General features: G+C 51.5%; 19 protein-coding genes. 10 read left to right on the forward strand and 9 right to left on the reverse strand.

What is annotated here, in order from left to right:
- A complete protein-coding gene (locus QZ310_RS06635; RefSeq protein ID WP_297071674.1) occupies nt 1-3,060 on the reverse strand; it encodes a TonB-dependent receptor in 3,060 nt (1,019 codons plus the stop codon).
- A 23-nt stretch (nt 3,061-3,083) separates the two neighbouring features.
- Nucleotides 3,084-5,693 carry a zinc-dependent metalloprotease gene (locus QZ310_RS06640; RefSeq protein WP_297071676.1) on the reverse strand — a complete coding sequence of 870 codons (2,610 nt, stop codon included), beginning with the start codon at nt 5,691-5,693 and terminating at the stop codon, nt 3,084-3,086.
- 368 nt (nt 5,694-6,061) lie between these two features.
- Here QZ310_RS06640 and QZ310_RS06645 point away from each other — a divergent pair, with 368 nt between their 5' ends.
- The 6 genes from QZ310_RS06645 (at nt 6,062) to QZ310_RS06670 (ending at nt 13,763) form a co-directional block, all read left to right on the forward strand.
- Nucleotides 6,062-8,098 (forward strand): TonB-dependent siderophore receptor, encoded by a 2,037-nt coding sequence (locus QZ310_RS06645; RefSeq protein ID WP_297071678.1) that lies wholly within the window; start codon nt 6,062-6,064, stop codon nt 8,096-8,098.
- A gap of 200 nt (nt 8,099-8,298) precedes the next feature.
- Nucleotides 8,299-8,628, forward strand: coding sequence for a heavy metal-associated domain-containing protein (locus QZ310_RS06650; RefSeq protein WP_297071680.1), 330 nt, complete (start codon nt 8,299-8,301; stop codon nt 8,626-8,628).
- Between the two features lie 363 nt (nt 8,629-8,991).
- On the forward strand, nt 8,992-10,575 hold the full coding sequence (locus QZ310_RS06655; protein ID WP_297071682.1) for a glycoside hydrolase family 43 protein: 1,584 nt from the start codon (nt 8,992-8,994) through the stop codon (nt 10,573-10,575).
- Nucleotides 10,572-12,005, forward strand: coding sequence for a sialate O-acetylesterase (locus QZ310_RS06660; RefSeq protein WP_297071684.1), 1,434 nt, complete (start codon nt 10,572-10,574; stop codon nt 12,003-12,005). The genes QZ310_RS06655 and QZ310_RS06660 overlap by 4 nt, the downstream gene beginning before the upstream one ends.
- Nucleotides 12,006-12,182: 177 nt before the next feature.
- A complete protein-coding gene (locus QZ310_RS06665; protein ID WP_297071687.1) occupies nt 12,183-12,770 on the forward strand; it encodes a nitroreductase family protein in 588 nt (195 codons plus the stop codon).
- Nucleotides 12,771-12,830: 60 nt separating this feature from the next.
- A complete protein-coding gene (locus QZ310_RS06670) occupies nt 12,831-13,763 on the forward strand; it encodes a hypothetical protein (RefSeq protein ID WP_297071689.1) in 933 nt (310 codons plus the stop codon).
- 130 nt (nt 13,764-13,893) lie between these two features.
- On the opposite strand, the gene QZ310_RS06675 is transcribed toward QZ310_RS06670, so the two are convergent.
- The 7 genes from QZ310_RS06675 to QZ310_RS06705 all read right to left on the reverse strand — a co-directional run bounded on the left by QZ310_RS06675 (nt 13,894) and on the right by QZ310_RS06705 (nt 20,898).
- Nucleotides 13,894-14,655: a TlpA disulfide reductase family protein gene (locus QZ310_RS06675; RefSeq protein ID WP_297071691.1), complete on the reverse strand. Its 762-nt coding sequence runs from the start codon at nt 14,653-14,655 to the stop codon at nt 13,894-13,896.
- A gap of 265 nt (nt 14,656-14,920) precedes the next feature.
- The gene (nqrF, locus tag QZ310_RS06680) at nt 14,921-16,186 is read right to left on the reverse strand and encodes an NADH:ubiquinone reductase (Na(+)-transporting) subunit F (RefSeq protein ID WP_297071693.1); all 1,266 of its coding nucleotides are present in this window, start codon (nt 16,184-16,186) and stop codon (nt 14,921-14,923) included.
- Between the two features lie 37 nt (nt 16,187-16,223).
- Nucleotides 16,224-16,841 carry an NADH:ubiquinone reductase (Na(+)-transporting) subunit E gene (gene nqrE, locus QZ310_RS06685; protein ID WP_297071695.1) on the reverse strand — a complete coding sequence of 206 codons (618 nt, stop codon included), beginning with the start codon at nt 16,839-16,841 and terminating at the stop codon, nt 16,224-16,226.
- 44 nt (nt 16,842-16,885) lie between these two features.
- Nucleotides 16,886-17,515 (reverse strand): NADH:ubiquinone reductase (Na(+)-transporting) subunit D, encoded by a 630-nt coding sequence (locus QZ310_RS06690; RefSeq protein ID WP_297071697.1) that lies wholly within the window; start codon nt 17,513-17,515, stop codon nt 16,886-16,888.
- A 35-nt stretch (nt 17,516-17,550) separates the two neighbouring features.
- A complete protein-coding gene (nqrC, locus tag QZ310_RS06695) occupies nt 17,551-18,264 on the reverse strand; it encodes an NADH:ubiquinone reductase (Na(+)-transporting) subunit C (protein ID WP_297071699.1) in 714 nt (237 codons plus the stop codon).
- A gap of 48 nt (nt 18,265-18,312) precedes the next feature.
- The gene (locus QZ310_RS06700) at nt 18,313-19,521 is read right to left on the reverse strand and encodes an NADH:ubiquinone reductase (Na(+)-transporting) subunit B (protein WP_297071701.1); all 1,209 of its coding nucleotides are present in this window, start codon (nt 19,519-19,521) and stop codon (nt 18,313-18,315) included.
- A 30-nt stretch (nt 19,522-19,551) separates the two neighbouring features.
- Nucleotides 19,552-20,898: a Na(+)-translocating NADH-quinone reductase subunit A gene (locus QZ310_RS06705; protein ID WP_297071703.1), complete on the reverse strand. Its 1,347-nt coding sequence runs from the start codon at nt 20,896-20,898 to the stop codon at nt 19,552-19,554.
- 352 nt (nt 20,899-21,250) lie between these two features.
- Here QZ310_RS06705 and QZ310_RS06710 point away from each other — a divergent pair, with 352 nt between their 5' ends.
- The 4 genes from QZ310_RS06710 (at nt 21,251) to QZ310_RS06725 (ending at nt 24,526) form a co-directional block, all read left to right on the forward strand.
- Complete coding sequence (locus QZ310_RS06710; protein ID WP_297071705.1) at nt 21,251-22,081, forward strand: MotA/TolQ/ExbB proton channel family protein; 831 nt, start codon at nt 21,251-21,253, stop codon at nt 22,079-22,081.
- A gap of 87 nt (nt 22,082-22,168) precedes the next feature.
- Entirely contained in the window at nt 22,169-22,870 is a 702-nt protein-coding gene (locus QZ310_RS06715; protein ID WP_297071707.1) for a biopolymer transporter ExbD, read from the forward strand.
- A gap of 5 nt (nt 22,871-22,875) precedes the next feature.
- Nucleotides 22,876-23,622, forward strand: a complete 747-nt coding sequence (locus QZ310_RS06720) for a biopolymer transporter ExbD (RefSeq protein ID WP_297071709.1) — start codon at nt 22,876-22,878, stop codon at nt 23,620-23,622.
- Between the two features lie 46 nt (nt 23,623-23,668).
- Nucleotides 23,669-24,526, forward strand: a complete 858-nt coding sequence (locus QZ310_RS06725; RefSeq protein WP_297071711.1) for an energy transducer TonB — start codon at nt 23,669-23,671, stop codon at nt 24,524-24,526.
- Nucleotides 24,527-24,731: the final 205 nt, after the last annotated feature.

Below are 24,731 nucleotides of genomic sequence, written 5' to 3' on the forward strand. Positions count from 1 at the left end.
TTAGAAACCGAAATTCACTGTCACACCGTAGGTGCGCTGGAGGGGATAGCCTCTGAGCGATTCGGGATCCATGTTGTCAAGAGAAGAGATTGTGAAGAGGTTTCCACCCTGCAGGGCGAGGTCGAGATTGGAGATATGGGCCTTGCGAAGCATCTTGGAGGGGAAACGGTAACCGATTGTCAGAGCCTTGAGACGCACGAAATTGCACTTCTTCACCCAGAAGGTGCTTTCAAGACGGTTGTTGTCCGACGACGATGTGAACTTCACGCGGGGATATTCGGCATTGGGATTGTCAGGAGTCCACGAGTTGGTGTAGTGATATTCCTGGAATCTCGGGAGCGAACGGCTTTCAAGAGTGTAAAGCTCGTTAATCATCTGATTGTAGCCGGTCACACCCTGGAACTGGGCGTTGAAATAAACGCCGCGCCATTCGGCACCGAGACCTACACCGAAGTTAAGGTCGGGGAGCGATGAGTTCTTGACATAGATGCGGTCATTGCGGGTGAGGACACCGTCGCCGTCCTGGTCGAGATACTTGATGTCGCCGGGGGCGAGGCTGGCATTACCGAGACCATCCTGGTCAACGGGCCATGCGGCAATCTCCTCGTAGCTCTGGAAAAGTCCGGCAGCCTCATACATGGCTTTTGACGAATAGCTCTTGCCCTTTCTGCGGAGATTGGGCAGATAGGCCGACTCGTCGCCATAGTCGAGTACCTCATCGGTTGTACGCGAGATGTTGACATTGACATTATATTTGAAATCACCGATGGTGTTGAGATGCTTAAGAGCGATGTCCCAACCACGGTAACGCACTTCACCGATGTTGATATTGGGCACAGCACCGTCAGTTCCGACAGACGGGGGGAAGAGGTAGGCGGGAGCACCGATGACCATATTGGAACGGCGGCGTTCGAACACTTCGCCGGTAATCGAGAAGCGGTTGTTCCAGAATCCGAGGTCAAGGGCAAAGTTGAAGTCCTTCGACTTACCCCATTTCAGGTCAGGGTTAGGATATGAACCGGATTCTGTCAGGATGCCGGGGCCGAAGATTCCACCGATGGGATAACCACCGTTGACACTGAAAATATACTTGCGGAGATAGTCGTAGTCGGAAGCGTTGCCGTCGTCACCGAGGATACCGTAGGAACCACGGATTTTTGCGAACGACAGTGCGTCAGGCGAAATATTCTTGAAGAAAGGTTCATTGGAGATAACCCATGAAGCCGATGCTGTCGGGAAGAAACCCCAGCGGTTTTCGGGTGCGAAGCGGGTTGAACCGTCCACACGGAAGCTGAACTCGACGAAATAGCGGGAATCAAAACCGTAGGTGGCACGTCCGACAAGCGATGCACGTTCGCTGTAGTACTCATTGCCGGAAAGGAAACCGTTGGAGGTGCTTCCCATCACTTCAGGATACTCGCCGGGCAGGTCGTCGTTGCGGCCGGTGAGATACTTGTTGTGGTAGTCCTGATAGTTCACGATTGCGAGAGCGGTGACTGAGTGCTTCTGCGCAAAAGTGTGGTCATAGCTGATACCGGCTTCGATAAGCTTGTTGTTGATGGTCTGGTGACGGTCCTCAAGCTTGATCTTGGCTTTGGGATAGACAGTGTTGGGGTCAACCGAAGTGGTACCGGTCTCAGGGTCATAGAGGTAGAGGGCCACCGGCTTGGAGAACTGTGTGGTGTTCTGGTGGTTGAGGTCGATTGTGCCTTTCAGATAAACGCTCAGGCCATCCACCTTCGGGATAGTGTAGCGGAGGACGGCGTTGAGGGTGTGGAAGTCACTGTTGACCTTGTTGTAACCGCCGTTGCCGAACACGTTGATGAGGGGATTCGAACCGTCGATGCTTGCCAGACGGCCATCTGTGAACGAAAGAACCTGGAGGGGAGAGAAATTATAGGCCGCGTCGATGGTCGTATAGCTCGAATTCTTGTTCTCGGAAACAGAGCCGGTGAGGTCGACAGAGAGTTTGAGACCGGGAAGGAGGTCGGCATCAAGTTTTGCCGAATAATTGTAGCGGTCACGGCTGACGTTGGAGTAAAGACCCTTGGTACGGGTATAGCCACCCGAAACAAAGTAGCGTACAGACTTCGAACCGCCCGACACAGAGAGTGAATAGCGCTGTGAGTTGCCCCATTTGTTCAGATAGTCAAGCATATTGGAGTTGCCGTAGACATTGGGGTCCGAACCGATGAGCGAAAGGTCGTAGGGGGTGTAGACATCGCTGCCTGAGGCCTCGACCGCACGGTTGTAGAGCTCGGCGAACCGATAGCTGTCAAGGAACTTGGGCAGATAGGTTGCCTCCTGGAGATTGAACTGGCCACGGAAATTGACCTTGGCACGTCCTGTGTCCTGACCGCGCTTTGTCTGCACGAGGATGACACCGTTGGCAGCACGCGCACCGTAGACAGCCGATGCAGCCGCATCTTTAAGGATAGAAATGCTCTCGATGTCGTCGGGGTTGAGGTCACTGAGACGCATTTCACCGTCAGAAGTGTTGGTGCCGAGACGGGGGACACCGTCGATGACAAGAAGAGGATTGCCGGTATTGCCTCGGATGCTCATTGTGGCTTCTTTGGGAGATGAGGGGTCACCGGTGGTGCTCATGACACCGAGACCGGCCACCTGTCCGGCAAGAGTCTGGTCGACATTCATTGCAGGGATGCGCACAAGCTCGTCGCCGGAGATGGTTTCGACTGAGGATGTCAGCGACTGCTTCTTCGCAGTACCGTAGCCGATGACAACCACCTCGTCCATCACGTTTGAGTTGACTTCGAGACGGGTGACAATATTGTTCTGCTCGGGAGCGACCTCAAGGGTCACTGTCTTATATCCGATATAGGATATTGTGAGTTTCGTAGTGCGTCCGGCAGCGACGGCGAGAGTGTATGCACCGTCCACGTCTGTTGCCGTGGCCTGCGTCGTACCTTCAACCTTGACAGTCGCTCCGATAAGTGCTTCGTCATTCTCATCAAGGACTTTGCCTGACAGCGAACGCGTCTGCGCTCCCGCGACTATGGCGGAAATGGCGAGCATTATGCTCATTAGGAGTATTCGCATACTGTGTCTGTTATAATGATGATTTATTGGTTATTTTTAAGAATCTTGCCTATGGTCAGAATCTGATAGTCATAGAAATCGCGGGTGTCGCGGTCGGGAGCGACGGCACGTTTCGACTTGTAGAGCTCCATCACATCCTTCAGACGTGAGGTCATCATGGGCTGAAGCTCATTGACCGGAAGTGCGGTCTGGTTGAGAAGGAGGCGGACAAATGAATGCTCCTCGTCGGTCGATGCAAGCACCTGAGTCATTCCGCAGGGGAGATCGGGCAGGGTTGCGCTCGCCATCATCTCTGCAAACTCATCAGTGACGGAGATTGCCTTCGAGGATGATTTCTGCTCCTTGGGTTTGAGACCTGAGTAGTTGACGAGGACATTGATTGCCGATGCCTGAAGGTTGCGCTCGGTGGCATCGAGAGCCTTGTTCTTATATGTGGCGGCAAATATGCCCTTCATTGCATCGTCGAGATAGTCGCGGAGCTTATAGTTGTTGGCGGGATCCATCTCCCCACCCTCTTTGATGCGCTGAAGGTTGGTCGAGAAGAGAAGACAGGCCACGACGTTGCGCTGCATCTTCTCGCGCCACTGATAGGGGGTCTCCCATTTGGCCATCAGTTCCGCAGGTGCAAGCCATCCGCAGGTGCGGGCCTGGTCGAGAAGCCAGTTCATGGCCTCCTTCTGCTTGGCCTTGGGGATGAAGGTGCGTGCATAGCCGTCGTTCATACCCTGACGGATTTCCTTGAACTCGACACCGCCGATGTAGGGGTAGACGTGACCGACATGACGGAGATACTGTCCGACCATTGCCTGATACATCTTGTCGAGCGGTTCATAGTTCTCGCCCGGCTCTCCGGCCCAGTCCTCGAAGTTATCCATGATAATCTTGAGATTGGAGATTGACATATTGCCGGCCTTGATGTGGTCATTGCCAAGGTCCTCTGTCTGGTCGGTCGGGTCGACGAGTCCGAGGAACTGCTGCGCACCGAACTCATACATCTTGTCGCCATCCTTCTCGCGTATCCATTTGTCGAGTGTAGGTTTCTCATCCTCCATTGTCTTTGCACCCGGAATCAGACGATAACCCCAGTTGATGGCATAGATGTCATAGACACCGACAGGGGGAGGTGTCAGACGCACACCGCGTTCAAGGTCGCCGGGCTGCGCCACGAAGTTGTTGCGCGCATAGTCCATGATGCTCGGTGTTGTTCCGTGTTTCTGAGTGAAGGCTGGGTCACGGAGATTGTCGAGTGTGAATGAATGCGATGCGCCCATGTTGTGCATGAGTCCGAGGCAGTGGCCGATTTCATGGGCAGCGACATAGGTGAGCGATTCATACATCACCGAGTCGGCGAAGACCTTGTTGCGCACACGCGGGTCAACGGCGGCTGTCTGGGTGAAGCGCCAGTTGTGGACAAGTTCAAGGATATTGTGATACCAGATTACGTCGGCTCCAAGAATCTCACCTGTGCGGGGGTCGGTGTACGACGGCCCCATAGCGTTGGCTGTCGGGCTGACGCAATAGCGGACGCAGGAATAACGGATGTCGTCAGGGTCGAAGTCGGGATCATCGGTGGGATAGTCGCGCGCCTCGACCGCATTCTTGAAACCTGCGGCCTCAAAGGCTGTGTTCCAGTATTCGATACCCTCCTTGACAGCGCCGCGCCACTTTTCAGGGAAAGCCGAGTCGACATAGAAAACTATTTTCTTTTTCGGCTCCACGAGCTTGCCTGCGAAATAAGCCTCACGATCCTCATCGCGCGGTTCGAGACGATGACGGGTGATGATTTCGTAGGGACGGGCACCGTCCATGGACGATGAATATTTATTCTTGTACTCCGAGAAATAACCGACACGGTTGTCGTGGAGACGCATGGGCATGGGGTCGTCGGGAAGACAGACAATCGAACGCGACATCACGACGGTGTAGGGCTGCGAAGCTGTCGCGGTCGTGTAGGCCAGACGGCTCTTGATTTCGATATTCTCGGGGAATGACTTGACCGATACGAGCGAGGAACCGTCGGGGTAGAATGTACCCTTGATGCCCTCTTTGCCACCGAGAAGTTTCAGAAGAGGATTTGATTCCTTGATTGGAGAGATGACCTTCTCATTTCCGGTGAAGAACGATGTCACGTCGATGAAGACGCTCCCCTTGGTCTTGTTGGCAATCTTGAAGCCTTTGAGCACAGGATCGGCGAAGTTGCGGGCAAACGATTCCTTGATGGGATCACCGTCGGGAACCTCCGATGCCGACTGCATCAGGTGGAGATAGACGTTGTTATCATCACGGGTGAAACGAATCAGCATGGGGTTGGATGCCATCTGACCGGCCACATAGTCCTGGGTCTGTGAGAGGCTGTTGACACGGTTCACAAGGATGTAGCTATGATTGAACGCACTGTCGGGAAGCTCAAACCAGAGTTTGTTCTTCTTGTCGATGTATGCATTGAACATGCCCTTGTGGACTTTTGCGTCCTTCAGACCTTTCATGAATTCCGCACTGTCCTTGGCCGCTGCGCTCATTTCAATCTTAGGCAAGGCAGGCGTTTTTTTCTTGGCCGACATTTCGCCGGGAATTACCATTCCGAGCATGGCTGTCGCCAGAAAGGGGACAAAAGTGATAATACGACGGTTCATACAAATTGTTGATTATAGCTTTGATACAAGATTATATTTGCGAGTGATTTCAATACTCAATATTTTTCAATACTCAATACTTATTGTATAAGAGGACTTATTGTATAAGAGGCTGCAAAGTTAAATAGAAATTAAGAATCACTTTCCCGCTAAAAGTTAAATTAAATTAACAAAAAGAATTGCTCCGTAAAATACGAAGTATTTAACAATTATATGCATTTTTTAGCCAAAACTTGATTTATCAAACGAAAAATATCGCCAACTGACCAAAATTATATCCAAAACTCTGTGTGTTGTCGATGAAAATCAACGGGTGGCGGAAGAGTCGTGATTTTTTCGTAACTTCGCGGTGTAATTCGCGAATTTTAATGATGCACACGACTCTAAAAATACTTATTTCAACCGTTGTTTTTCCCTGGTCGCTTCTGACCAACGCCTCGACACTTACGCTTAAAGAAGAACCTGACTCGCTGGAGATGGAGCTGCAGGAGGTGGTCGTCACCGAACGCCGCACACTCGGCAAATTGCGAGGAACGTCACTCAACACAGAGGTCATCTCGGCCTCGGATCTGAAACGTGCGGCCTGCTGCAACCTTGGCGAGAGCTTCACCACCAATCCGTCGGTCGACGTCAGCTACAGCGATGCTGCCACGGGAGCCCGCCAAATCAAACTTCTCGGTCTTTCGGGTAGCTATGTGCAGATGCTGACGGAAAACATCCCTAATTTCCGTGGTGCAGCCGGACCATTCGGTCTCGGTTACATCGCCGGTCCGTGGATGCAGTCAATCCAGGTGTCGAAAGGAGCAAGTTCAGTGAAGAACGGCTACGAATCAATCACCGGACAGATCAACGTCGAGATGAAGAAACCTCAGCTTGAACCGAGCCTTTCGGTCAACATGTATGCCGACCACCTCGGAAAACTCGAGGGCAATTTCGACGGAAATATCCATCTCGGCGACAAGTGGAGCACAGGCCTGCTGCTCCACGGCGAGAATTCATTCAAAGCACACGACATGAACGACGACGGCTTTGCCGATGCTCCGCGCGTCCGCCAGTTTTCCGGAATGAACCGCTGGGCCTACCTCGGCACAAGCTATGTCTTTCAGGCAGCGGTCAAGTATCTCGACGAGCGCCGTAAAAGTGGCCAGATCGCTCACGGCGCACACTATGCCGACCCCTACATCATCGACATCGACACCCGTCGAGTCGAGGCTTTCACCAAAAATGCCTATATCTTTGACCGCGAGAATGATGGCAACGTGGCCATGATTGCCTCGATGAGCTTCCATGACCAGAATGCCGATTACGGGCGCAAGCTCTACGATGTCATACAACGCGAGGCTTACGTCTCGGCCATGTTTGAGCGCAAATGGCTCGATCTTCACTCGCTATCGACAGGTCTGAGCATGGTCTATGACAACTACCGCCAGCATCTACGTCCATCAAACGTCCCCGACACACCTGTCGAGGATATAAACAGCCATGAGATGACCTACGGTGCCTACGGACAATACACCCTCAATATCGACAACCGCCTCATCGCAATGGCGGGAGTTCGCGGTGACCACAGTTCGCGCTACGGATGGATGTTCACCCCGCGCCTCCATGTCCGCTACAATATCATGGATCCGCTATCGCTGCAGCTTTCGGCAGGTCGCGGCTACCACTCGCCGCAACCGTTGGCTGAATATCACTATCTCCTTGCATCGTCACGCTCGCTTATAATCGAAAAGGATCTCAAGCAGGAGAGCGCATGGAACTTCGGCACAGGTGTCACCTCTTCGCTGCGTCTGTTCGGACGTTCGCTCGGCCTGTCGGCGGAGTATTACTACACCCGCTTCTCCAACCAGTTGCTCCTGAACCTCGATGCCGACCCTCATGCGGCAATCATCGGTAATCTCGGCGGACGTTCCTACTCCCATACCTTCCAGATTGAGGCAAGCTACAATATTCTCCCCGACCTTAATTTCTCCGCTGCCTACCGACTCACTGATGTAAAGGCGAACTACGGCGACGGTATGCGCCAAAAGCCCCTCACATCACGCAACAAGGGACTGCTTACCCTCGGGTGGACACCCGACATGGGTCTATGGCAACTCGACATCACCTGCGCGCTCAACGGCAGTGGCCGAAATCCTGACCCCTACACCACGGCTGACGGAACTCTCTCATGGGAAAAGCGCTATCACCCCTACGCACAGCTCAATGCCCAGCTCACACGCAATTTCCGTCACTGGAGCATCTACGTCGGCGGAGAAAACCTTACCGGCTACCGTCAGAAGCGCCCTATCATTGATGCCTCCGACCCTTGGGGTCCTAACTTTGATGCCACAATGGTCCACGCCCCTATCCACGGAGCAATGATCTATGCAGGATTCAGATATAATTTTACTCAGTATCTTTGATTCGCTGCGCTTGTCAAAGATATTGAGTAAAATTAAGTATAGAGGTTAAAGTATAGAGTATAGATAATAGTTCTGATGGTTCTGTTATTGCTGATGGCTGACAACTCTAACCTTAAAACTTAAAACTCTACTCTTAAAACTCACAACTAAAAACTAAAAACTCACAACTAAAAAAACCACAACTAAAACCCAATAAAAACATGAAACGTATCCTTACCATCGCTTTGATGCTCATGACGCTTACTGTCTGCATGAGCGCGAAGGAGCCTTCTCAGGCTACAGCAGTGTTCACTGTCATGCCAAAAATGTCATGCCAGAACTGCGAGAACAAAATCAAATCAAACCTCCGTTTCGAGAAGGGTGTCAAGTCAATCGAAACATCCCTCACCGGCCAGACTGTGACTGTCAAGTACAATCCTAAAAAGACCAACGTCGAAGCTATTCAAAAAGGTTTTGCCAAAATCGGCTATGCCGCCACAGAAGTAACCGAATGTGACGACAGCCAGAACAAACCCGCCGAGAAGAAATAATCCATTCGCAGGAAAAGGCACATAAGGCCCTAAGGTCAGAAGAGACATAAGTTTTTTATTTTGAGATGTTTGGGTGAGTTAATTTAATCTTACCTATTTCATCTCCCCGAAATAAAAACTTATGTCTCTTCTGACCTTAGGGCCTTATGTGTCCTTCCTTCTAATGAATACGGCTACCAAACTTAAAATCTTTTGTCCCTTCTGCTCCTTATGGCTTTATGTGCCCTTCCATCCTAAGTCCAACCCCTATACGATTTTAGCAGATTATTCGCCCGACATATCAATTTATCCTCAAGTGGTTTGCATGTCTCTTATTTTTATTGTAGATTTGTGGCTCAAGCCAACCCCCTCTCTTAAAATACCATGCAATATCTCAAGCCTTTCCTTATAAGCGGACTGATAGCTGCAGCTTCGTCCCTCTCAATTAACGCAGATGGATATAAGAATCCTGTCATTCCCGGATTTCACCCGGACCCGTCGGTCGTAAGGGTCGATGATGACTTCTATCTCGTCAATTCATCCTTCTGCTATTTCCCCGGAGTACCCATCTACCACAGCAAGGATCTTGTCAACTGGCAACAGATTGGCCATGTGCTTGACCGTAAAAGTCAGCTCAATCTTGAAAAAGCAGGAGTATGGGGCGGCATCTACGCGCCCACCATCCGATATGACAACGGCCGTTTCTACATGATAACCACCAATGTGTCGGATAAAGGAAACTTCCTTGTCCACACTACAGACCTATCAAAAGGATGGAGTGAGCCTGTATGGTTGCAGCAAGGCGGTATTGACCCATCGCTCTATTTTGAAGATGGGAAATGCTACATGGTCAGCAATCCTGATGTCGGGATATGGCTTTGCGAAATAGACCCTCTGACTGGCCGACAGCTTACAGAAAGCCGCAGGATATGGGACGGAACCGGTGGCCGTCACCCCGAAGCGCCACATATCTACAAGAAAGACGGATGGTATTATCTCCTGATTGCCGAAGGAGGCACAGAGCTTGGCCACAGCGTCACGATAGCGCGAAGCCGTGACATTAACGGGCCCTACACCCCTAATCCCGCCAATCCAATACTTTGCCATTTCAACCGTGAAAACCAATACAACCCCATCCAGGGTACCGGACATGCAGATTTAGTGCAAGCGCCCGATGGGTCATGGTGGCTCGTATGTCTTGCTTTCCGGCAGCAGAACGGTGCCCACCATCTTCTCGGACGTGAGACATATCTCGCGCCTGTCAGATGGGATAAGGATGCATGGCCGGTAGTCAACGGCAATGGAAGCATTTCACTCGACATGGATGTGCCGACATTGCCACTATCGCCGGTAACAACAAATCCCACCCGCGACAACTTTTCCGGAGATCGTCCCGAAGTGGAATGGGTGTGGATGCGCAATCCGGTCATGGAAAACTATTCCACAGGCAAAGATGGTCTTCACATCAAGGCGACGGATGTCACTCTCGACAACTCGAAAGAATCGCCGTCACTATTGCTCAGACGGCAGGAGCATATTGATTTCACTGCCGCTACTGAGGTCAGCCTGACCAATGCGCCTGACGGAATGGAGGCCGGTATGACTGTCTTTGCTTCAGAGCCGTCGCACTACGACCTCTACGTCACCCGGGGAGCCGACGGCAGTGATTCCATCAAGCTCCGTTACAGGCTTAACGAACTGACGCATGTTGAGAGCTCCATTCCTGTTCCAGCGGGATGCAGGACGGTTGGCCTACAAATCAAAGGGACACCGACAACCTACAGTTTCGCATACTCCACCGACGGCGGACAAAACTTTATGCCCATAGCATCGATGAACACCCGCTACCTGTCCACAGAGACTGCCGGAGGCTTCACCGGCACCTTCATAGGACTATTTGCCACATCGCCTTCCGGCAGTGGAGATGCCCGGTTCAAATATTTCGACTACATACCTGAAAACAAATGAAAAAATCATCACTGATTCTCGCCCTCATACTTCCCGCTGCCATCAGCGCGGAGTCTAAAGTACGTCCCGGTTCTCTGATAACCGACAATATGGTGCTTCAAGAGAATGCCGATGCCCGCATTTACGGCACCGGCGATCCCGGAGCTAAAGTCACGGTTACTCCCTCATGGGACAATAAGGAATACACCACGACCATTGACCGCACAGGTCAGTGGAGTCTTGCCGTAAGGACACCCGACGGGAGCTTTACCCCCTGCTCAATCACAATCTCCGACGGCGACCCGATTACCATCAACAACGTGCTCATCGGTGAGGTATGGCTTGCATCCGGACAGTCCAACATGCAGATGCCGCTCAAAGGTTTCCCCGGATGCTGCACCCTCGGCGGTTATGACGAGATCGCCTCATCACGCCATGAGGCGGACCGCATACGTTTCTACACCGTTCCTCTGACCCAGAGCTACACACCGGTCGATACCGTTGATGCCGTATGGACAATACCTTCGCCTGAGACATCGCCCGACTACAGCGCCCTTGCATGGCACTTCGCCAAGAGAATGACTGATGTGCTTGATGTGCCCGTCGGCATTGTCAGTGCAGCTTACGGAGGTGCAAAGGTCGAGAGCTGGACACCGCGTGATATACTGGAGACCTACCCCGATGTGTCGCTCGCCCCGAAGGACATAGAGCCGATGGTGCATTACCACCGCCCCATGCTGATGTATAACGCCATGTTCAACCCTATCAAAAACTATACTTACAAGGGAATTATATGGTATCAAGGCTGTTCAAACGTATCCACTCCCGAGACATACGCCGACCGCCTTGCCACGATGGTCAAGAACTGGCGCGATGAAATCAGCATCGGCGACATCCCCTTCTATGCTGTCGAAATCGCCCCATACGAATATGGCGACCCCTCAGAAAAGGGAAAGGCTCCGCTGCTGCGTGAGGCTCAGTGGAAGGCTGTGGAAATGATTCCCAACAGCGGTATGATTTCAATCAATGACCTCGTTGAGCCATACGAACGCTTCAACATCCATCCTGCCAACAAGGAAGCTGTCGGGAAACGTCTATGTGACCTCGCGCTCAACAAGACATACGGGAAGAAGCAATTTCCGGTGGAAAGCCCGCGCTACAAGAGCCATAAGTTCAAGGACGGTGCCGCATGGGTGGCTATAGATTCGCCTTCCGACGGCATTTGCCGCAACTATGCCATCGAGGGCTTTGAAGTGGCCGGTCCCGACAGGGTATTCCATCCCGCCGACTCCGTATGGCTCCACTGGCAGACCAACGAGATGGTCGTATCGAGCAAGGATGTTCCCAATCCGGTAGCCGTCCGCTATGCCTGGCGCGATTTCCTACCCGGCAATCTCCACGCCGGCAACTATCTGCCCCTCATTCCTTTCCGCACGGATGACTGGGAATAAGAAATATTGCAGGGACGCGCTGTAGCGCGTATGCCGTATGAAATACATCATCAGAATAAACATAATTCATCGGATTGACATTTGCATCCAATCGGGCATACGCGCTACAGCGCGTCCCTACAAGGCAATGACAATGTGAATTTCAGTGATTACTGATAAATAAAAACCGAATCTTTTATGACAAAATATGACGAATTTCGCGAATTGCTGAAAAGCAACCGCTCATATCGCCGTTTCGACGGCAACCATGCAATATCCGATGAAACGCTTCGCAAGCTTGTGGAGCTTGTGCGCTATTGCTCTTCGGGACGCAACCTCCAGCCGCTGCGCTACCGCCTTGTGTCATCCCGTGAAGAGTGCGAGGCCGTATTTCCCGCTCTCAAATGGGCAGGATATTTCACTTGGTGGGACGGCCCGGCGGAGACTGAGCGCCCTACGGCCTATCTCGTCCAGTGTATAGACACGGAGCTGATCACCAACTGCCTCTGCGACGACGGTCTGCAGCTTGAGGCCATAACCCTCGGCGCGGCCACCCTCGGTATCCACGGCTGCATCATCAAGGCATTCAATGCCGCAAAAGTGACTGAGGCGCTTGCCATCCCCGAACGCTACAAACCTCTCTATGTCCTTGCCCTCGGCTATCCCGCAGAGACAGTGGAAATCGTCGACACCGACGGCACCACTGACGCAGACATCAAATATTACCGCGATTCATCCGACCACCACATTGTTCCCAAACGTCCGACAGAGGAACTGATTCTCTGACAAACCGGCGGCCCCAATCAACCATATCTCCAACAGACCATCACATTCATATTTCTGCAAATGAAAAATTTCACTTCTTTCTTCGTCGCCATTGCCCTTGGCATGAGTGCATCAATCTGTCACGCACAGGAGCCACGGACAGCTATGGAAAATGATACTATTGCCGTAGATAATGGAAATGATACGAAAGTTGAAACTTCAAGGAGCAAGGAAAGGGAGAAAGAATACTTGAGTGTTCCATTCGAGAAGCCAGTTGTCATGGCCCTTACATTCGGAAAATGTATCAATATGGGAGGCCACGAAAATTCGGAATGGTTAGGCCGCAGACGCGGTCAGACCAACGAACTTGACTGGCGGTTCGCTTATTTCTTCCTCCGACATTGGGGCATGTATGTAGATTGTGCTATCTATGGCTCCTCCATTGCAAGTGATTGCGGTCCCCTGCTTGAAAAACAATTGGGAACAAAATTCCATCAGGACGATGAATGCGGAGCTATTTTCGCCGGAGCGATAGCCGGCATAGGTATTACCTACAGAATGGAGTGGAACAGATGGCAACTCCTTTTGCGCGGAGGAATAGGAACAATCGGCATGAATGACTCATGGACATCAACACGCGACTATGACCTGACAGATGATCCGGGATATGACAGATGGGAAATGCCCTACACACGTTGGGAATGTAATAGATATCTGTCACCATCCTTTTTGAACGGTGGACTCACAATAGGCTATCGAATGTCACGGGTGTTCAGCGTTATCCTTGACATAAATTATCGTCACACAGTTGGGGAAAAGGCATATATGTGTCTGACAAAATATGAGTACGCTCATACTGAAGATGGTTTTGAAGCCAGAGAGTTAATCCATTTTGACAAAAGTTCCCGTGCATGGGGCCGAGATCTGACCGTCTCAATAGGGCTGCAACTCCAAGCCGAATCAAGCAAAAAGAGGATGAAAGCCAACCGAAGCAAACAGTCTTCTAAATTGTAAAAAGGTCTTAATGCGATAATGTGTATAATGACAACAGTCCGGAAGGAACATGAATCTGTGTTACTTCCGAACTTTTGCCTTTATACGTCTTTGCAGCAAGTCTGATACTCATGCAATATGATTCATAACATCAAGGCTTGTCGTTGCAGGCGGTGTCGATGGCCTTGAGGATAGAGGCGAGTTTTTCGGGGTTGCTACCGTTTTCATAATGACGCACGATTCCCTGCTTATCCACAACTATTGTCATCGGGAATCCTCTGCCATTGAGCCATTTCAGAAACTGACGGTCATTGACAATATGTCGCCATGTAAAGCCACATTTTTCAAGAACAGGACGAGCAATGTCGGCAGTTTCCCATGTTGACGAGAGGAATACCACATCCGGATACTGTTCGCGCCATTTCGACAATTCGGGCATCTCCTTTCGGCATGGTCCGCAACCGGTGTACCACAGATTCAGCACCATAACCTTCCCCTCGATGTCCTTACTGCCACATTCAACCCCGTCAATATCCACGGCTGTGAACTTCGGGAAAGCAGAGCCAAGGGTCAGAGTCTCCCGATTTTTAATCGATTCGTCCATGATAGAAACAAATTGCAGACTGCTCGTAACAGCGGGCCATATCAAGTCGGGGTTTGCAAGCTGCTCCTCAGGAATCGCAGAATTGACAATATCCTCCGGGAGTGTTACAGCCTCTCTATAGACAATCAGTGTCAATCGCTTCCCCTCACCATAACTTATAAAACTGAGCGAATAGCCTTCAGGAAGATTTTTTGGCATATCCTTGAAAAAATGACCCTGCACATAGTAAGTGGGTTCTACGGTATCGGCACTGACGCACAGACTGCCCATAATGAGGAAAGCAGTGATGAAAGATAGGAGTTTTTTCATTGTAATTTAAGTGATGAATGATGGAATATGTGTAAATAACATTTCTTACAGTTGCATCCGAAGAATCGGCAACTATCCACCTGCAAATATAGTTATTTTCACGAAAACAACCAATATTTTTACTAATTTTATTTTACAGTCCACGAAAATATTAATAGAAACAAAGACCTTTCCGGAAACCATTATGGCATAATCCGGAAAGGTCTTTGTCTATATTGATGCTGTCAGCGTCTTCCGTTGTCGATTTGGACAAACGGAAAGTAGGTCAGCCGCCGAAGTTGTCGTAGTGGACTGATTCTGGATCCACGCCGAGGTCGTCGAGCATTTTGTTGACTGCAGCGCTCATCGGGCCGGGACCACACATGTAGTATTCGATATCCTCAGGCTCGGGATGATTCTTGAGATAGGTCTCATAGATGACCTGATGAACGAAACCTGCGGTGTATTTCACCCCTGCAGCATCCGCTGCAGGATCGGGACGGTCGAGCGCAAGGTGGAACTTGAAGTTGGGGAAATCCTTTTCGAGCTGCATGAAATCGTCGAGATAGAAAACCTCGTTGAGCGCACGCGCACCGTAGAAGTAGTTCATCACACGGTCGCGGGTCTGGAGTGTCTTCGTCATCCACATAATCTGGGCACGGAGCGGAGCCATACCTGCGCCACCGCCAATCCACATCATTTCGGCTTTCGAGTCGACAATCGGGTGGAAATCTCCGTAAGGACCGCTCATGCGCACCTTGTCGCCGGGTTTGAGAGTGAAGATGTAGCTTGAAGCGATTCCCGGCATGACATCCTGGAATCCCACCTGGGGTTTCGGCTTGAAGGGAGGAGTGGCAATGCGGACGGTAAGCATGATGCGGTCACCCTCCTCGGGATAGTTGGCCATGGAGTAGGCGCGCACGGTCGTCTCCGTGTTGCGACATTTCAAGCCGAAGAGACCGAACTTCTCCCATGAGGGAAGATACTCGTCACCGATTGATGCTTTGTCGATGTCCTTGTCATAGTCCATCTCGTAGGTCGGAATCTTAATCTGGGCGTAGGAACCGGGGATGAAATCCATGTGGGCACCTTCGGGAAGAGCCACGATGAACTCCTTGATGAAGGTTGCGACATTCTTGTTGGAAATCACCTCACATTCCCACTCCTTGACATCGAGGACCGAAGCGGGGATGCCGATAGAACAATCCTCCTTGACCTTCACCTGACAGCCGAGGCGCCAATGTGCCTGCTGCTCCTTGCGCGAGAAGTGGACCTTCTCGGTGGGAAGTATGTCGCCGCCTCCGGTGAACACCTGACACTTGCACTGACCGCAACTGCCCTTTCCACCACAGGCAGAGGGGAGAAAAATGTTCTGGTCGGCAAGGGTCGAGAGAAGCGCTTTGCCAGATTCTGCCTCGACCACGGTGTCGGAATTGATTGTGATCTTGACTTTGCCCGAATGGACAAGATATTTCTTCGCGAGGAGGAGAATCAGCACCAGCACGAGGGTGATGATGAGAAAGATGCTCACTCCTGAAAGTATGGTTAACATAATATACCTATATATTATATGTGGTGAATGCTGAATGTTAAATCTTGATTCCGAGGAAGCTCATGAAGGCTATGCCCATGAGGGCCGTCAGGATGAAGGTGATGCCTACGCCACGGAGAGGTCGGGGAATGTTGGAATATGTGGCGAGGCGCTCACGGATAGCTGCGATGGCAGTGATGGCGAGAAGCCAGCCAAGGCCCCAGCCTCCACCTGCGCAGACGGCTGTCCATACGCTCGGGAAGTCGCGCTGTTGCATGAAGAGCGAACCGCCGAGGATGGCACAGTTGACAGCGATGAGCGGGAGGAAGATACCGAGCGATGAATAGAGCGCGGGACTGTATTTCTCGACGGTCATCTCCACGAGCTGGGTCATCGAGGCAATGACGGCGATGAACATGATGAGCGAGAGGAAGCTCAGGTCAACGTCGGCATACTCCGGGCCGAGCCAAGTCAGCGCACCGGCACTCAGGACGTAGGTCTGCAGAAGATAGTTGACAGGGAGTGTCACCACAAGCATGAAGGTCACGGCAACGCCCAGACCGAAGGCGGTCTTAACGTTCTTCGACACGGCGATAAAGGAGCACATGCCAAGGAAATAGGCGAAAATCATGTTGTCGACAAAAATCGACCTTATGAATATGTTGAAATTTTCCACGTTGTGCAGAATTTAATTATAAACGATAGTGGTTGATTGTGCGATTAGTTGTCCTCCTGCAGGTCCTTGTTGAAACTGCGCTGAACCCAGATGATACATGCCACGAGTATCAGGGCCATCGGGGGGAGAATCATGAGGCCGTTGTTGACATAGCCTGCATCGTAGAAGCTCTGCGGGATAATCTGATAGCCGAGGAGGGTTCCGCTGCCGAGAAGTTCGCGGAAGAAACCGACGATGATGAGGATGAGGGCATAGCCGATGCCGTTGCCTACACCATCGAGAAACGATGGCCAGGGCTTGTTGGCCATGGCGAATGCTTCGAGTCGGCCCATGAGGATACAGTTTGTGATGATAAGACCTATGAACACCGAAAGTTGCTTGGAAGCATCGTAGGCAAAGGCTTTGAGCACCTGGTCTACGATGACCACGAGACCGGCAACGACGACGAGCTGGACGATGATTCGGATATTGGTCGGGATAGTGTTGCGGAGAAGCGAGATGATGACATTGGCAAAGGCGAGCACGGCTACCACCGATACTCCCATCACTATTGCCGGTTCGAGCTTCGCGGTGACGGCCAGCACGGAGCAGATGCCGAGGACCTGCACCACCACCGGATTGTTTTTCGACAGAGGATTGAAAAGCACCTCTTTATTGTTGATTTTATCAGCCATGACGGATGAAAAATAAAGATTTTACGATTTATTTGTTACTGTCTCTCCTGTCCGAGTCCCTGAAGGAACTTCTTGTAGGGGGTGAGACAATTGTCGAGCATCGAGCCGACACCCTTCGATGTGATAGTGCCGCCGGAGATACCGTCGACATAATCCTCTCCGTTGAGGGGCTGCTGTCCGGCTTTCACGACAGCGATCGGGCGGAAGCGTCCATCCTTGAACACCTGCTTGCCCTCGAACTGGCTGCTGAAAGCGGGTTTCTCGATTTCGGCACCAAGACCGGGGGTCTCACCCTGATGCGCGAAGTAGGCACCGTAGATGGTCGAGCCGTCGCTGTCAAAAGCGACATAACCCCAGATAGGTCCCCAAAGACCGGCACCGTAGACCGGAAGGATATACTTCTGCGAACCGTCGGCAACAGTGCATACAAAGACCGGAAGCTCACGGCGGTCGGCCGCAAGCTTGATTTGCGCGGCCACATCGACATCAAAGGCATTGACACCCTCGACCTTTTCGCCGCGCTCGTTGACAACGAACTGCTCGGTGATATACTTGTCGAACTCGGCCACCACATCCTTCTTGTCGGGGGTGATGAGCGCCGCGTTGAGAATCTGGCTCATCTTGTCGGCGTTGATGTTTTCCTGCTGACGGTCCTTGAGTGCAAGCGAGGTTGCTGCGAGAGCCGTGCCGACCATCACCACCAGGACTATTATATATATAATGGTGTAGGTATTGCTTTGCTTATTCATAAGTCAATCTGAATTGAGCGTTATAGCTTTTTGGTTTCTGACATGATTTTAGGAAGCCACACGGCGCTGGCGGCGCATACGGCGTGAGACGTTGAGCTGCACTACGCAATAGTCAATCAGCGGGGCAAGGGCGTTGGCAAGCAGCACGGCGAGCATTGCACCTTCGGGATAGCCGTTGTTGTAGGTGCGGATAAGCACGGCGACCACACCGACAAGGAAACCGTAGACATACTTTCCCGGATTCGTGCGGGCGGCGGTGACAGGGTCGGTGGCCATGAAGACGGCTGCGAATGCGAAGCCTCCGAAGAGAAGCTGGTCGAAGGGGTCGAGGAACGACGCGGGATAGGTGGGCGTCTGGAACACGTTGGCCACCCAGCCCATGAAGAGACCGCCGGCAATCACACTGAGCATGATGCGCCACGAAGCAATTCCGGTCGCAAGCAGAAGCACGGCTCCGATGAGGATTGCGAGAGTGGATGTCTCGCCAAACGAACCGGGGATGAGTCCGAGGAAGGCATCCCATGTGCTGATGGGATTACCCTTGAGATTTAGAAGTTCGAGGTTACCGCCAGTGAACGAAGCAATCTGTCCGAGAGGGGTAGCGCCTGAGAATCCGTCGGGGAGGTCAAATCCGAGCCCGCAGATTGAATTGGTGGAGACGAAGACCTTGTCGCCGCTCATCTGGGCCGGATAGCCGAAGAAAAGGACGGCACGGGTGACGAGCGCGACATTGAAGACGTTGTAGCCTGTTCCGCCAAACACTTCCTTGACGAATATTACCGAGAAGGCAGTGGCCACGGCGAGCATCCATAGCGGAGTCTCAATCGGGCAGATGAGTGGAATGAGGATACCGGTCACGAGGAAACCTTCCTGAATCTCCTCGCGACGCCACTGAGCCACGACAAACTCGATGCCGAGACCGACGACGTAGGCCACGACGATGCGCGGGAGGACGGCAAGGAAGCCGTAGGCCATCAGTTGCCAGAAGGGGAACTCTGTGGCACCCGCAGCGAGCCAGTTCTGATAACCGGCATTATACATGCCGAAAAGCAGACAGGGCATGAGGGCGAGGACCACTATAATCATCACTCGCTTCGAATCGAGGCTGTCGTGGACATTCACGCCCGAGGTCGAAGTGGTGTTGGGGGTGTAGAGAAAGGTCTCAAACCCGTCGAACACGCTGCGGAAGGCATGAAGCTTACCGTCTGGCTCGAAATTGGGCTTGATTCTGTTAAGATAATTTCTTAGCGCTTTCATTGTTGAGATTTTGATTCGGGAATGAATTTATCAGACTTCGCTGCGGAGATAGTCGAGACCGTCACGGACAATCTTCTGAAGTTCAAGTTTCGAGGGGTCGACATATTCGGCAAGCGCGAAGTCCTCGGGAGCGACCTCGTAGATTCCGAGCGCTTCCATGCGGTCAATATCCTTGGCGAGAATGGCCTTGATGAGATATTCGGGGAGGATGTCCATCGGGAACACCTTGTCGTATTCACCCGACATTATCATTGCACGGCGACCGCCGTTGATACGCGCATCGGGAGCGAACTTGCGGTTGAGGAAACGGCCGATGAACGAGGGGCTGACACTCATTTTCGAGGGACTCATCGAGGCCCAGCCCATGAATTCGTCTGCATCGTCGCCTTCGGGGATGACGGTCACCTGACGGTAAGGGTAGCGGAGGAAACCGTCGAGGCTCTCGCGTGTGCCGGTAAGGACATTACCGGAAATGATACGCTGATGGACTCCGTCGGCCTTAAGTTCGCCGTCGAGGATTGTTTTGAGTTCGGCGCCTGCGATGGTCTTCTCCATCCGGGGTTCATTGACTTCGCTGCCGGTGACAGCTACCGAAACCGACCAGTCGGCCTCACCGGTGAGCGCGAGGTGACCGATGCGTATGAGGGTCACGATGTCGAGTGTCCAGACCACCTCGCCCTTGTTGACAGGCTCGATGTTGGCAATCTGCACTCCTGCGTTACCTGCAGGATGAAGACGCGGAAATTCCACCATCTCGGCTCCTGCGAAATCCGGGAGCTTAGAGCCGGATTCGACACCTATATATATAGGGCCTGCCGAGAGTTTTGCAAGAGCCTTGATTCCGGCCTCGATTTCGCTGCGCTTACCGTCGACCATCGCTTCGAGCGAAGGCGCAAGGGGAGCCGTGTCCATAGCCGTCACCATGATTGCACGCGGGCGGTCAGACGGGAGGGGGACAATGTCGTAGGGGCGGCGGCGCATCATGGCCCAAAGGCCCGACGTCATCAGAGCCTCGGCGACTGCAGAAGCATCACCGTCGGCAAATGGCGCGGATTTCACCGGAGCATCCGCAGCGGCGGCATCGACCTTGACGACCACACGCTCGATTTTGCGGCGGGCACCACGCACGATAGCCTCCACTGTGCCGGCAGCCGGCGCAACGAGCTTCACGCGGGAATCATTTTTGTCATGAAGAAGCGGAGAACCGACTTCCACCCTGTCGCCCTCGGCAACATCAAGTTTAGGCAGAAAACCCGGAAAATCGTCGGGTATCACGGCAACGCGGGCAGGAAGGGGAATGGTGACCGGGCTTTGGGAAGCCATGCCACCTTCAAGATTGAGGTTTAAGCCTTTCTTAAGGCTGACAGTCCTTCTCATCCTTAGAATGTGTATTTGTACCTGATTAAAAATTGGAAAGCACAAAGATAATAAATATATTTGAATATCACTTAATAAGATTTAACTGAATTAAGTTCAAGGAATAAAATATTGTCAGCCCCGAAATGTTATAATTTGTATTTTAGTTTCTTTATGACAAAAAAAAGAAGCAAAACGTTTGCAAACACCGATTTTTCCTTTTAATTTTGCATTATCGTTTAAAATCCCTCCCCGAAACGGGACGATAAATCGATACCATCTAAAGCTCAACCTTAAAAAAGTTACCGAAAAATCATCAAAACTAATAACAAAATAAACCAATAAACTTAAAATCTTTAGTAATTACAAAATTATGGAAGCTCAAAAGCCTAATTCCGCACAGCCCGCAAAGGCTAACGCTAAGAACAACTCCGGAAGCAATGTAGCCGGCATCAAGAATGCCTTCTTGGTGATCCTCGCCTGCTTCGTTGTAGCAGTATGTCTCTTCATCTTCTGGTTCGGTCACGAATCTCACTTCGAGGAAGGTCACCCCATTGACCTCTGGGGAACTATCTACAAGGGCGGTTTCATCGTGCCTATCCTCCAGACCCTCTTCCTTACTGTAATCGTTCTCTCAGTTGAACGTTGGATCGCCCTCTCTTCTGCAAAGGGTAAAGGTTCTATCGAAAAGTTTGTTGCCGGTGTCAAGAAGTGCCTCGCCGCAGGTAACATCCAGGGTGCAAAAGACCTCTGCAAGAACCAGAAGGGTTCAGTTGCCGCCGTTGTTGCTGCAGCTCTCGTAAGCTACGAAGAAATGGACAAGAACACTGTCCTCACCAAAGAGCAGAAGGTTGCCAACCTTCAGAAGACTGTTGAAGAGGCTACCGCTCTCGAAATGCCCGCCCTCCAGCAGAACCTCCCCATCGTCGCTACCCTCACCACTCTCGGTACTCTCGTCGGTCTTCTCGGTACTGTAATGGGTATGATCAAGTCATTCCAGGCACTCGCTGCTTCTGGTGCTCCTGACTCAACCGAGCTCTCTACCGGTATCTCTGAGGCACTTATCAACACTGCCTTCGGTATCGCAACCGGTGCATTCGCTGTTATCTCTTACAACTTCTACACCAACAAGATCGACAATCTCACCTACGCTATCGACGAGATCGGTTATTCTATCGTGCAGACATTCACAGCTACACACTAATCCCAATTACTGATATTCAAACTTCCAAGGTTTAAACCAATTATTTAACCTCTAACAATAGATTATCGTAATATGGGAAAAGTAAAAATGAAGAGAAAAAGCACCCTCATCGACATGACCGCGATGAGTGACGTGACTGTGCTCTTGCTTACTTTCTTCATGTTGACATCTACCTTCTTGCAGAAGGAGCCGGTCACTGTGTTGACCCCTTCCTCTGTGTCGGAGCAGAAAGTGCCGACCGCCAACCTGGCGTCGGTGCTCGTGAGCCCCGAGGGGAAAATCTTCATCTCCATTGCCGGTGACGCTGACGCTGAAACCAAAGACACATGGGGATCTGAGGCTCTCCGCAAGACGATTCTTGATGAAGCAGTAACGCTCTACAACAAGCAGCACCCCTCAAATCAGGTGCAGCTCACAGTAGCACAGCGCGACGCGTTCTCTAAAATCAATATGTTCGGTGTTCCTTTCCAGGTACTCCCCCAGTTCCTCTCCATGTCACAGACTGATCAGGACAAGTTCATCACTGACATGACCCAGAAGGGTGTGGGTATACCCATCAATGACAACAAGGATATGGACCACCTCAACGAGTTCCAGATCTGGATGCGCGCCATCTACAACTCCGGAAACGACAACCTTCAGAAAGCCATGAAAAAGGGTGAAGGTATCGCTGTCAAGGCCGACAAGGACACCCCCTACAACACTGTCCATGACGTGCTCGACAACCTCCAGACAATGAAGATGAACCGCTTCAGCATCATGACAGCTTTAAAAACTGAGCAAGAATAATCATTATGGCACAGATAGAACAATCAGACGGCGGCAAAAAGAAAAAAGGCGCCCAGAAGAAAATGTCGATCCATGTGGACTTTACTCCCATGGTGGACATGAACATGCTTCTGATTACATTCTTCATGCTTTGTACCACAATGATTAAGTCACAGACCCTCACCATCTCGCTCCCCTCGAACGAGAAAGTGGATCAGACTCAGATGAACAAAGCAAAGGAATCAGAGGCTATCACCCTCATCCTGACAACTGACCGCAATGCCAACGGCGATGTCAAGAAAGACGACAGCGGACGTCCGATGAACACAGTATACTTCTACGAAGGTATGCCTGACTTCACCGACGAAAACGGCGATGGACTCCTTGACAACAACAAGCTGAAAGCTGAACAATTCATCGGCAACGACGGAAAACTTCAGCAGGGCATCCGCAAAATCCTCCATGACCGCAACAAGGCCGTGCTTGAGAAAATCGAGAAAGAGAAAGCAAAATGGCGTAACAAAGAGTTCTCGTCAATCTCTGCTGTCAACGACTCAATCTATCAGGCCCGCGCGCGTGAAATCCGTAATGACTCCACGCTCACCCGTCCTGTTGTGATCATCAAGGCCACTCCCGAAGCTTCATGGGAAAGCTTAATCAGCGCTCTTGACGAGATGCAGATCAATCAGATCTCACGTTATCAGATTGACAACATCAACAAGAATGACTCCGTGCTCATCCTTGACTACCTCGCCAAGAACCCCAAGAAATAATCTGTTGATGAATGATATATTAACCCCGAAAAATCTTAATTGAAATATGGCAAAAGATGTAGATCTTTCATCATCAGAATGGATTGACCTTGTATTCGAAGGCAAAAATAAAGAATTCGGAGCTTACTCGCTCCGCAAATCATCCGCAAAGCGCCACAACCGCGCAATGCTCGTGATCCTTATCGTCCTTCTTCTTGTAGCCGTCCTTGGTCTCCTTGCAAACACTGTGCTTCAGAAAGCTGAAGAGCGTCCTGAGGACCAGATTGAGCAGGCTATGATCGACTACTCCGCAGATGAGCAGGAAGAAGAAGAGCCCGATGAACCCGAGCAGCAGCGCGTTGAAGAGCAGCAGCCCGAAGCTCTCCCCGAGGAGATCCTCAACACTGTAAAGGCAACCGAACTTCAGATTACCAAAGACGAAGAAGTTGTCGAGGAAATCAAATCGCAGGACGAACTTAAGGACACTGACACCGCCGTAGGTACCACTGACTTTGACAAGGGTACTGACGACCTCAACGTGGTGCGTGAACACAAAGAAGAAGTTATCGTCGAAGAGAAGAAACCCGAACCCGTGGATGACAACCAGGTATTTACCGTGGTTGAACAGAAGCCTCAGTTCCCCGGCGGTGAAGCAGCCCTCCTCAAGTGGGTAGGTGAGCACCTCCGCTATCCGGCAATGGCTCAGGAAAACAACATTCAGGGTCGCGTAGTCGTTCAGTTCGTTGTAACCAAGACCGGTAAGGTCGGTGAGGTTAAGGTGATCCGTTCAAAGGACCCCGACCTTGACAAGGAAGCTGTACGAGTAGTTAAGGCTCTTCCCGATTTCGTCCCTGGCAAGATGAACGGACATGCGGTGAACGTATGGTACACCCTCCCCGTTACCTTCAAGCTCCAGGGCGTATAATAAATTCCGACTCTAAGCTTAAAAAGCCGTCGCTTTTCCCATCCGGGAACCGCGACGGTTTTTTTGCATCCAGACAAGCCAGACCGGTCAGACAGTTCGGACAGTTCGGACAGCTCGGACAAGTCGGACAAGTCGGACAGGTCAGACCGGTCAGACCCGTCCGATTTGTCCGACTTGTCCGACCTCCCCGTTCTCTCCCCCTCCC

The sequence above is a fragment of the uncultured Duncaniella sp. genome (assembly GCF_910577345.1).
Lineage (GTDB): Bacteria > Bacteroidota > Bacteroidia > Bacteroidales > Muribaculaceae > Duncaniella.